The sequence below is a fragment of the Psychrobacter sp. 1Y4 genome, assembly GCF_051847555.1.
The window spans coordinates 26,024-35,253 of record NZ_JBPYDE010000018.1 but is presented as its reverse complement, the minus strand read 5'-3'; the positions used below and the strand labels follow the sequence as shown (position 1 = coordinate 35,253).

7 protein-coding genes and 1 tRNA gene are annotated in these 9,230 nt (G+C 40.9%); all 8 read left to right on the top strand.

The features are described from left to right. The first annotated feature begins 434 nt into the window (after positions 1 to 434). Positions 435 to 510: transfer RNA gene (locus tag ACS8FC_RS12890), tRNA-Trp, on the top strand. Between the two features lie 51 nt (positions 511 to 561). Next, the gene (gene secE / locus ACS8FC_RS12885; protein WP_439263574.1) at positions 562 to 1,050 is read left to right on the top strand and encodes a preprotein translocase subunit SecE; all 489 of its coding nucleotides are present in this window, start codon (positions 562 to 564) and stop codon (positions 1,048 to 1,050) included. 59 nt (positions 1,051 to 1,109) lie between these two features. Next, on the top strand, positions 1,110 to 1,640 hold the full coding sequence (nusG, locus tag ACS8FC_RS12880) for a transcription termination/antitermination protein NusG (protein ID WP_299217938.1): 531 nt from the start codon (positions 1,110 to 1,112) through the stop codon (positions 1,638 to 1,640). A gap of 92 nt (positions 1,641 to 1,732) precedes the next feature. Beyond that, on the top strand, positions 1,733 to 2,164 hold the full coding sequence (gene rplK, locus ACS8FC_RS12875; protein WP_299217936.1) for a 50S ribosomal protein L11: 432 nt from the start codon (positions 1,733 to 1,735) through the stop codon (positions 2,162 to 2,164). Continuing rightward, positions 2,164 to 2,865 (top strand): 50S ribosomal protein L1, encoded by a 702-nt coding sequence (gene rplA / locus ACS8FC_RS12870; RefSeq protein WP_439263572.1) that lies wholly within the window; start codon positions 2,164 to 2,166, stop codon positions 2,863 to 2,865. Before rplK ends, rplA begins: the two co-directional genes overlap by 1 nt. A gap of 416 nt (positions 2,866 to 3,281) precedes the next feature. After that, positions 3,282 to 3,809 (top strand): 50S ribosomal protein L10, encoded by a 528-nt coding sequence (gene rplJ, locus ACS8FC_RS12865; protein ID WP_439263570.1) that lies wholly within the window; start codon positions 3,282 to 3,284, stop codon positions 3,807 to 3,809. A gap of 126 nt (positions 3,810 to 3,935) precedes the next feature. Continuing rightward, positions 3,936 to 4,310, top strand: coding sequence for a 50S ribosomal protein L7/L12 (gene rplL / locus ACS8FC_RS12860; protein ID WP_299217930.1), 375 nt, complete (start codon positions 3,936 to 3,938; stop codon positions 4,308 to 4,310). A gap of 649 nt (positions 4,311 to 4,959) precedes the next feature. After that, a complete protein-coding gene (gene rpoB, locus ACS8FC_RS12855; protein WP_439297079.1) occupies positions 4,960 to 9,078 on the top strand; it encodes a DNA-directed RNA polymerase subunit beta in 4,119 nt (1,372 codons plus the stop codon). Positions 9,079 to 9,230: the final 152 nt, after the last annotated feature.

The window sequence follows — 9,230 nt, the reverse complement described above, 5'->3', positions numbered from 1 at the left end:
CTAAGAAGACATTGCAAGGTTTGCTGCATTCAGCTTAGTCTGATGAGTGTGAAGCCTTTAGTTAAAAAGCCATCCTTGTATAAGGGTGGCTTTTTTTTGACTAATTTGTATGTTTTTATGACTTGTCTATTTCGATAGTAAAAATTTACTATTCAAATTGACTCTATGCTTACAACAGGTTGGCCGTAGCATCACAGTAAATCAAACGATCATTAAATGATAAAAAATGGTTAAAATCAATAAATATTGGCTTTCAATTGAGTTATCAATCTATAAGTAATTATGCGTTATAATGTTATATATTTATTCTATTAAGCCTTGAATGCACTTAGTTTGCTAAAAATTTCTTATTTGTTGAATTAAAGTTATAAAATATGGACTTAAAACTTGCATTCTAATTAAAGATAGGTATAATTATCAGCCTTAACACCCATAGGCGATTGGCTCAATTGGTAGAGCATCGGTCTCCAAAACCGAGGGTTGTAGGTTCGAGTCCTACATCGCCTGCCATCTTCTTATCATATCTTTGTTATACCTCACCATCTCCGAAGCGAGTTCTTTATGAGCAACAATCAAGATAACCTCGAGACCAAGTTATCTGATGCCAAGGCGACGGCTAGCGGAATGCTGACTAAAGGTAAGCATGTCTCAGCAGGTAATAAAACAACAGCTGTTGAAGTTGCTAAGACAGGCTCTATCAAAGATTTGATTTTGTGGCTTCTTGCCGCAGTAGCATTAATTGGTGCGACTTTAGTCAACCAATACTTACCCGGTTATTGGCAGCCTGCTAATGACGTTTGGGTCCGTATCGGGATTATTGCCGTGCTTGTCGTACTTGCGTTAGTATGTTTGATATTAACCCATCAGGGACGTGCATTTAAAATATTATTAAAGGATGCGGCAGTTGAATTACGTCGTGTCACCTGGCCTGGTAAAGACGAAACCTTTCAATACACATGGCAAGTGATTGTTGTGATTGCGATTGTAGGTCTTTTTATTTGGTTGTTGGATAACTTTTTTAATTGGTTTGTTGGTATATTTATTGGTTAATAAGAGCGTATTAGTCTCTTTTGACCCAAACTTTTACTTATAGCGATTAGGAGCGTGATATGCGTTGGTATATTGTCCAAGCGTTTTCAGGATATGAAAAACAAGTACAACGCTCATTAATCGAGCGTATTAATCGTAGTGACTTCGCAGAAAATTTCGGTGATGTATTGGTTCCTACCGAAGAAGTGGTGGAGATGAAAGACGGTAAAAAACGCAAAAGTGAGCGTAAGTTTTTTCCAGGATATGTATTGATTCAAATGGAAATGAACGACAACACTTGGCATATTGTCAAAGACTGTCCACGCATTATGGGCTTTGTCGGTGGCACTCCCGAAACACCTGCGCCAATTACGCAAGTAGAAGCAGATCGTATTCTAAACCGTTTGAACCAAAATGAAACCAATCCGCGTCCAAAAACATTATTTGAGCCAGGCGAAGAATTATTGGTCATTGATGGCCCATTTACTGACTTTAAAGGGTTGGTAGAAAAAGTAGATTACGAAAAATCTAAATTGCAATTAACGGTAAATGTATTTAATCGACCGACTCAGGTTGAGCTTGAGTTTAGTAAGGTTGAAAAGCTAGACTAAACCCGCAAAAAATTCATCAACAGGGGAGCTGTTAATCAATAACGTTACCATATGATATTGATTTGGCGCTATCACCCATTTAGGAGAGTAACATGGCTAAGAAGATTGATGGTTACATCAAACTGCAAGTGCCTGCAGGTAAAGCAAATCCTTCACCACCGATCGGTCCAGCATTGGGTCAAAAAGGTGTGAATATCATGGCGTTCTGTAAAGAGTTCAACGCTGCGACCTCTAACCAAGAGCCGGGTCTGCCGATTCCAACTGAGATTACAGTCTACAACGACAAGTCTTTTACCTTCATTATGAAGTCACCACCAGCTGCGTTCTTATTGCGTAAAGCTGCTGGGATCGCTAAAGGCTCAGGTACGCCTAATACTGCTAAAGTCGGTAAAGTTGATCGTGCGCAACTAGAAGAAATCGTTAAGACTAAAAATGCAGATTTGACTGCTGCTGATCTTGATGCTGCTATTCGTACCGTTGCTGGTACCGCTCGTTCAATGGGTATTACCGTGGAGGGTGTATAATGTCTAAGTTAACCAAACGCCAAAAAGAAATTAACAGCCGTATCGATAACGAAAAGCAGTACACTATTGAAGAAGCGGTACAAATCTTAAATGATTTACCAGCGCTAAAATTCAAAGAGTCTATCGACATCGCTGTAAACTTGGGTGTTGATCCACGTAAATCTGATCAGGTCGTTCGTGGAGCTACTAACCTACCTGCGGGTACGGGTAAAACCAAACGCGTTGCAGTATTTGCTCAAGGTGCTGCTGCTGAAGCTGCTAAAGAAGCCGGTGCTGATATCGTTGGTTTTGAAGATTTAGCTGAACAGATCAAAGCTGGTAACATGGACTTTGACGTTGTTATTGCTGCTCCTGATGCAATGCGTGTTGTTGGTCAATTAGGTACTATTTTAGGTCCTCGTGGTCTAATGCCTAACCCAAAAGTCGGTACAGTAACGCCAAACGTTGCTGAAGCAGTGACGAACGCAAAAGCGGGTCAAGCACAGTATCGCGTTGATAAAGCGGGTATTATTCATACCACTATCGGTCAAGTTGGTTTTACTGCTGAGCAAGTTATTCAAAATGCTCAAGCTTTGCTATCTGATCTAAAACGTGCAAAACCTGCTACATCTAAAGGTACTTTTATCAAAAAAATTACCTTATCTAGCACCATGGGTCCAGGTCTTACAATCGATCCTGTTCCCTACCGTGTTGCTAAATAAATACTATTTATTTGATAAGTTTGAATAACTAGTACCAATCATTTTAAAGAATTAGGTCAGCGTAGCAGTTGCTACGCTGTCTAAGACCGTAGGTAGAGAGCAGTTTAAAAGTATTTAATACTGATTATTAATACTAATGAGCTGCTTTTGTTAATCGATGACAGATGAAAATCTTAGTTGTCCTACGCAGACGGTGACCCACCCAGTTGTTGATAAGAGCCAATAGGACGACCTATTACTCGATGTCATTCTGATAACGGTGCCGTAATCAGTCGTTATTGGTGAGTTTTTAATTGTATTTAAATTCCCGATAACGTGTCGTATCAAGTCAATTAAAGCCAGTTGTTTAGATGATTAAAGCGTTGTTTTAAACATTCAAATTATTGGCTGATTGATAAGATTAAAGGAGTCAACTTATGGCATTAACGCTAGAACAAAAACAACAAGTTGTGGCTGAAGTGTCTGAAGTTGCTGCTAATGCTTACTCAGCAGTAGCTGCCGAATATCACGGTATTGGTGTTGCAAAGCTTACACAGCTGCGCGAACAAGCTCGTGAAAAAGGTGTCGTTTTAAAAGTGGTGAAAAACACCCTAGCAAAACGCGCTTTTGAAGGCACTAAGTTTGAGGGTATGTCAGACCGTATGACTGGTCCACTACTTTTGGCTTTCTCTATGGAAGACTTGGGATCTGCAGCTAGAGTCGTTTTTGACTTTAGTAAAGAGAACAAAGCTTTAGAGACCAAATTGGTATCAGTCGGTGGTGAAGTTTATGGTCCAGAAGAGCTAGAGCGCGTATCGAAGCTACCAACTCGCGACGAAGCAATCTCTATCTTGATGGCTACTATGAACGCACCAGTGACCAAGCTTGTCCAGACTATGAACGCTGTTCCTAGTAAGTTTGTTCGCACTGTAGCGGCAATCAAAGATGCAAAAGAAGCTGCTTAATTGCTTGTTTTAACGTAACTTTAACATCGCTGATTGCAGTTTACTGTCAATTCTATTTTAGATTTTGGCAAGCAATCAAAGTGATATTAGAATTTATTAATTTTTATCAGATAACGGAGAGTTCACATGGCACTATCTAAAGAAGATGTGTTAAACGCAATCGCTGAAATGTCAGTAATGGATATCGTTGAATTAATCAGCGACATGGAAGAAAAGTTCGGCGTAACAGCTGCTGTAGCTGCAGCTGCACCTGCTGCTGCTGCTGAAGGTGGCGCTGCTGCTGAAGAAAAAGACGAATTTGACGTTGTTCTTGCTAGCTTTGGCGAAAAGAAAGTTGGCGTAATTAAAGCCGTTCGCGAAGCGACTGGTCTTGGCCTAAAAGAAGCGAAAGATTTGGTTGAGAGCGCTCCAGCTCCTATCAAAGAAGGCGCATCTAAAGCTGAAGCTGAAGAGTTGAAAAAGAAACTTGAAGAAGCTGGCGCTACTGTTGAACTAAAATAAGTTCAACGCGTTACGAAAAAAAAGCTGATGATGCCTTGCATCATCGGCTTTTTTTTATTATAATTCGTAGCTTGACCTTTTGTGTCTGCCAATATACGTACGCATTAATGCGGTGGATACCTATCAAAAGGACACACGATATACATGTACGCAAACACGCCAGTTTTTGAAGTTAGTTAACGTAAGCTAAATGTCGTTAGACGTTTGGCATTTTTTTGTGCTTGCATACTTTCCTTTTATTACTAGTATTTATATTAATCCTAATTTTAATTCTAAATAGTCTAGCATGGTTTACTACCGGCAAGTGGTTTGTAGACGGCAAGTATTAACGACGATACATTTCATATTGTATATGTTTAATATAATTCAAAGATAAATGCTGGAGTATCTGCAAGGTTTGCTATTGAAATCTTAAGTAAAAGCGCTCATATATTCGTGTTAATGTGTTGAATTTACTACATTATTTTGCGTCATGATAATTGTATTTTAGCTCAGTTAAATGACTATTCTGTTAGAAGCGTCAATCTATATAGAACAGTTTTAGTAAGAATTTTTATTTTATTATCGTTTACGTCGCTAAATCTGCATAATATTTATGCAAGTTGGCCACGCTTTTCATTTGTTTTCACGTCTACTGTAAGGACTCTCGATGGCATATTCTTATACTGAAAAAAAGCGTATTCGCAAAAGTTTTGCTGAATTGCCCACTGTGATGGACATTCCATACTTATTGTCTATCCAAGTAGATTCTTACGAGCAATTTTTGCAAGAGCATAAAAAGCCAAAAGCTCGTGAGAATACTGGTTTGCAAGCTGCGTATTCCTCTATTTTCCCAATTGAGAGTCACTCTGGCAACGCAGAGCTACAATTTGTTGAGTACTATTTAGGCACGCCTGAATTTGATGAGCGTGAGTGTATCTTACGTGGTTCAACGTTTGCTGCACCGATGCGTGTCAAAATTCGTTTGATCATCAAAGACAAAGACAGCAAAGATAAAGACAGCAAAGCGGCTATCAAAGATATTCGTGAGCAAAGTGTCTATATGGGTGAAATGCCTTTAATGACAGACAATGGTACTTTCATCATCAACGGTACTGAACGAGTTATCGTCTCTCAATTACATCGTTCACCTGGTGTATTCTTTGACCATGATAAAGGTAAGTCGCATTCAAGTGGTAAAGTGCTTTATAACGCTCGTATCATTCCTTACCGTGGTTCATGGCTTGACTTCGAATTTGATGCCAAAGACTTAGTCTTTGCACGTATTGATCGCCGTCGTAAACTACTTGCTTCTATTATCCTACGTGCTTTGGGTTTGAGTACTTCTGAGATTTTAGATTTGTTCTTTGATAAAGTCGCGGTTTATAAAGGCGATGAGCAATTTGAGATTGATTTGGTTGCTGATCGTTTACGCGGTGAAATGGCACAGTTTGATATTGTCTCGCCTGATGGTGATGTCATTGTTGAGCAAGGCAAACGTATTAATGCCCGCCGTATCCGTCAGCTTGAAGAAGCCGGTATGACCAAGATTGCGGTGCCTGATGAATACCTATATGAGCGTATTTTAGCAGAAGACATCATCGTTAACGATGAAGTTATCGCTCGCGCCAATACACTTATAGATCATGAATTGCTGGTTAAACTTAGCTCATATGAAGCCAGTGATTCTATCAAAGAGTTCAGTATCCTATTTACCAATGATATTGATCAAGGCAGTTACATCGCTGATACGCTACGTGCTGATAGTACCTCGACTCGTGAAGAAGCACTAATCGAGATCTATAAAGTTATGCGTCCAGGTGAGCCGCCAACAGTTGAGACTGCTGAAAAGCTGTTTGAAAGTATGTTCTTCAATGCTGATCGTTATGACTTGTCAAACGTCGGTCGTATGAAATTTAACCGCCGTCTAGGTTTAGAGTTTGAAGATACTGATGATGCTGACACTCAACGTGCTCGTAGCGTTTTGACCAATGATGATATTGTTAATGTATTAAAAGAGCTGATTGAAATCCGTAACGGTCGCGGTGAAGTTGATGATATTGACCATCTAGGTAACCGCCGTATTCGTTCAGTAGGCGAGATGGCCGAAAACCAATTCCGTGTTGGTTTGGTTCGTGTTGAGCGTGCAGTTAAAGAGCGTCTATCATCAGCAGAATCTGATAATTTATCACCGCAAGATTTGATCAACTCTAAGCCAGTAGCTGCTGCGGTAAAAGAGTTCTTTGGTTCAAGCCAATTGTCACAGTTTATGGATCAAAACAATCCATTGTCTGAAGTGACCCATAAACGCCGTGTATCAGCATTAGGACCAGGTGGTCTAACGCGTGAGCGTGCAGGTTTTGAAGTACGTGACGTACATGATACGCATTATGGTCGTGTTTGTCCGATTGAGACACCTGAAGGTCCAAACATTGGCCTTATCAACTCACTAGCGACGTTTGCTAAAACCAATAGCTTTGGTTTCTTAGAGACTCCTTATCGCCGTGTGGTTGATGGTAAAGTAACTGATATGATCGAGTATCTATCAGCCATCGAAGAGGTCGGTACTGTGATTGCACAAGCTGACTCACCAATGACTGGAGATGGCGAACTGTCTGATGAGATGGTTAGTGTGCGTAGCTATGGCGAATTTGTACGTATGCCGCCAGAAAAAGTGACGCATATGGATGTGTCACCCAGTCAGGTTGTATCAGTAGCAGCAGGCCTAATTCCATTCCTTGAACATGATGATGCAAACCGTGCCTTAATGGGTTCTAACATGCAGCGTCAGGCAGTTCCTACATTACGTGCTGATAAGCCTTTGGTTGGTACTGGAATGGAGCGTCACGTTGCGCGTGACTCAGGTGTTTGTGTTATCGCTAAACGTGGCGGTGTGATTGAAGATGTTGATGCCTCACGTATCGTTGTTCGTGTAAACGAAGACGAGATGACTGCTGGTGAAGCGGGTATCGATATCTATAACTTAATCAAATACACACGCTCTAACCAAAACACTTGTATTAACCAACGTATCATCGTCAACCAAGGTGATGAAATTGCTTTGGGTGATATCTTGGCTGATGGTCCGTCAACGGATCTTGGTGAGCTAGCGCTAGGTCAGAACATTCGTATCGCATTTATGCCGTGGAATGGTTACAACTTTGAAGATTCAATCTTGCTATCTGAAAAAGTCGTTAAAGAAGATCGCTTTACTACGATTCATATCCAAGAGTTGACTTGTGTGGCGCGTGATACCAAGCTTGGAACAGAAGAAATCACAGCTGATATTCCAAACGTAGGTGAGGCTGCTTTATCAAGTCTGGATGAAGCAGGTATTGTTTATATCGGTGCTGAAGTTGATGCAGGCGATATCTTAGTTGGTAAAGTCACACCAAAAGGTGAGACGCAACTAACGCCAGAAGAGAAACTGCTACGGGCTATCTTTGGTGAAAAGGCTGCTGATGTAAAAGACACTTCACTGCGTGTTCCAACATCAAGCAAAGGCACAGTTATCGATGTACAGGTCTTTACCCGTGACGGCGTTGAAAAAGACGCACGGGCAAGAGCGATTGAAAAATCACAGCTCGATAGCTATCGTAAAGATTTAAAAGAAGAGCTACGTATCTTTGAAGAAGCAGCCCGTGGACGTATTGGTAATCTGTTAGATGGCCAAAAAGTCAGCGGCGGTGCTGGTTTAAAAGCGGGTACGGTTATGGCATTGGCTGATATGAAAGATATGAGCCTTGAGACCTTGCTTGATATTCAACCAGTTGAAGAGGAAATCTCTGAGCGCCTAACGCAAATCGCTGATTACTTGGTTGATAAGCAAAAAGATATCGACGTGAAGTTTGCTGAGAAAAAACGCAAACTAACGGCAGGTGACGATCTACAACATGGCGTACAAAAAATTGTTAAAGTATATTTAGCGGTTAAACGTCGTATTCAGCCTGGTGATAAGATGGCTGGCCGTCATGGTAACAAAGGTGTGGTATCACGAATTATGCCAGTTGAAGACATGCCTTATGACGAGCATGGTAATACTGTTGACATCGTATTGAACCCGCTAGGTGTACCATCGCGTATGAACATCGGTCAGGTATTAGAGACACACTTAGGTATGGCAGCAAAGGGCTTGGGCGATAAGATCGACGGTATGCTTAAAGCACAAGCAGCTATGGCTGATCTACGTGATTTCTTAGATCAAATCTATAACAAAGTTGGCGGCGAAAGCGTTGATCTTGATAGCTTATCTGATGAAGATATCATGACGCTAGCAGGTAATTTACGTGAAGGTGTACCGATGGGTACAGCAGTATTTGACGGCGCTCATGAACATCAAGTCAAAGATTTACTTGAGCTTGCTGGTTTATCAAGAGATGGTCAGCAAACATTATATGATGGTCGTACAGGTCAGAAGTTTGATCGTAAAGTGACAGTCGGTTATATGTATATGCTTAAACTTAACCACTTGGTTGATGACAAGATGCATGCGCGTTCAACGGGTTCTTACTCATTAGTCACGCAGCAGCCGCTAGGTGGTAAAGCTCAGTTTGGTGGTCAGCGCTTCGGTGAGATGGAAGTATGGGCACTAGAAGCCTATGGTGCGACCTATACGTTGCAAGAGATGCTAACAGTGAAATCAGATGATGTTGAAGGCCGTACGCGTATGTATAAAAACATCGTTGATGGAGAGCAGTATATGGATCCAGGTATGCCTGAATCGTTTAACGTACTGACCAAAGAAATCAAATCACTAGGTCTTAATATTGAGTTAAAAGAGACCCACTAAGTTTAAAAGATTCATTGATTCTAAACTTAGGTGTCACACTAAAGGCAGCACGCCACATTGCTGCTGCTTTTAGTTATTTATCTCAACCCTATTCATTGCCTTCATTCATCTTATCCGCTTTACGTTGTATAACGCGGCCAGATGATTGTAAA

Coding starts and splice junctions, on each gene's coding strand:
- secE (WP_439263574.1), top strand. CDS start 562: ATGAGCAACAATCAAGATAACCTCGAGACCAAGTTATCTGATGCCAAG.
- nusG (WP_299217938.1), top strand. CDS start 1,110: ATGCGTTGGTATATTGTCCAAGCGTTTTCAGGATATGAAAAACAAGTA.
- rplK (WP_299217936.1), top strand. CDS start 1,733: ATGGCTAAGAAGATTGATGGTTACATCAAACTGCAAGTGCCTGCAGGT.
- rplA (WP_439263572.1), top strand. CDS start 2,164: ATGTCTAAGTTAACCAAACGCCAAAAAGAAATTAACAGCCGTATCGAT.
- rplJ (WP_439263570.1), top strand. CDS start 3,282: ATGGCATTAACGCTAGAACAAAAACAACAAGTTGTGGCTGAAGTGTCT.
- rplL (WP_299217930.1), top strand. CDS start 3,936: ATGGCACTATCTAAAGAAGATGTGTTAAACGCAATCGCTGAAATGTCA.
- rpoB (WP_439297079.1), top strand. CDS start 4,960: ATGGCATATTCTTATACTGAAAAAAAGCGTATTCGCAAAAGTTTTGCT.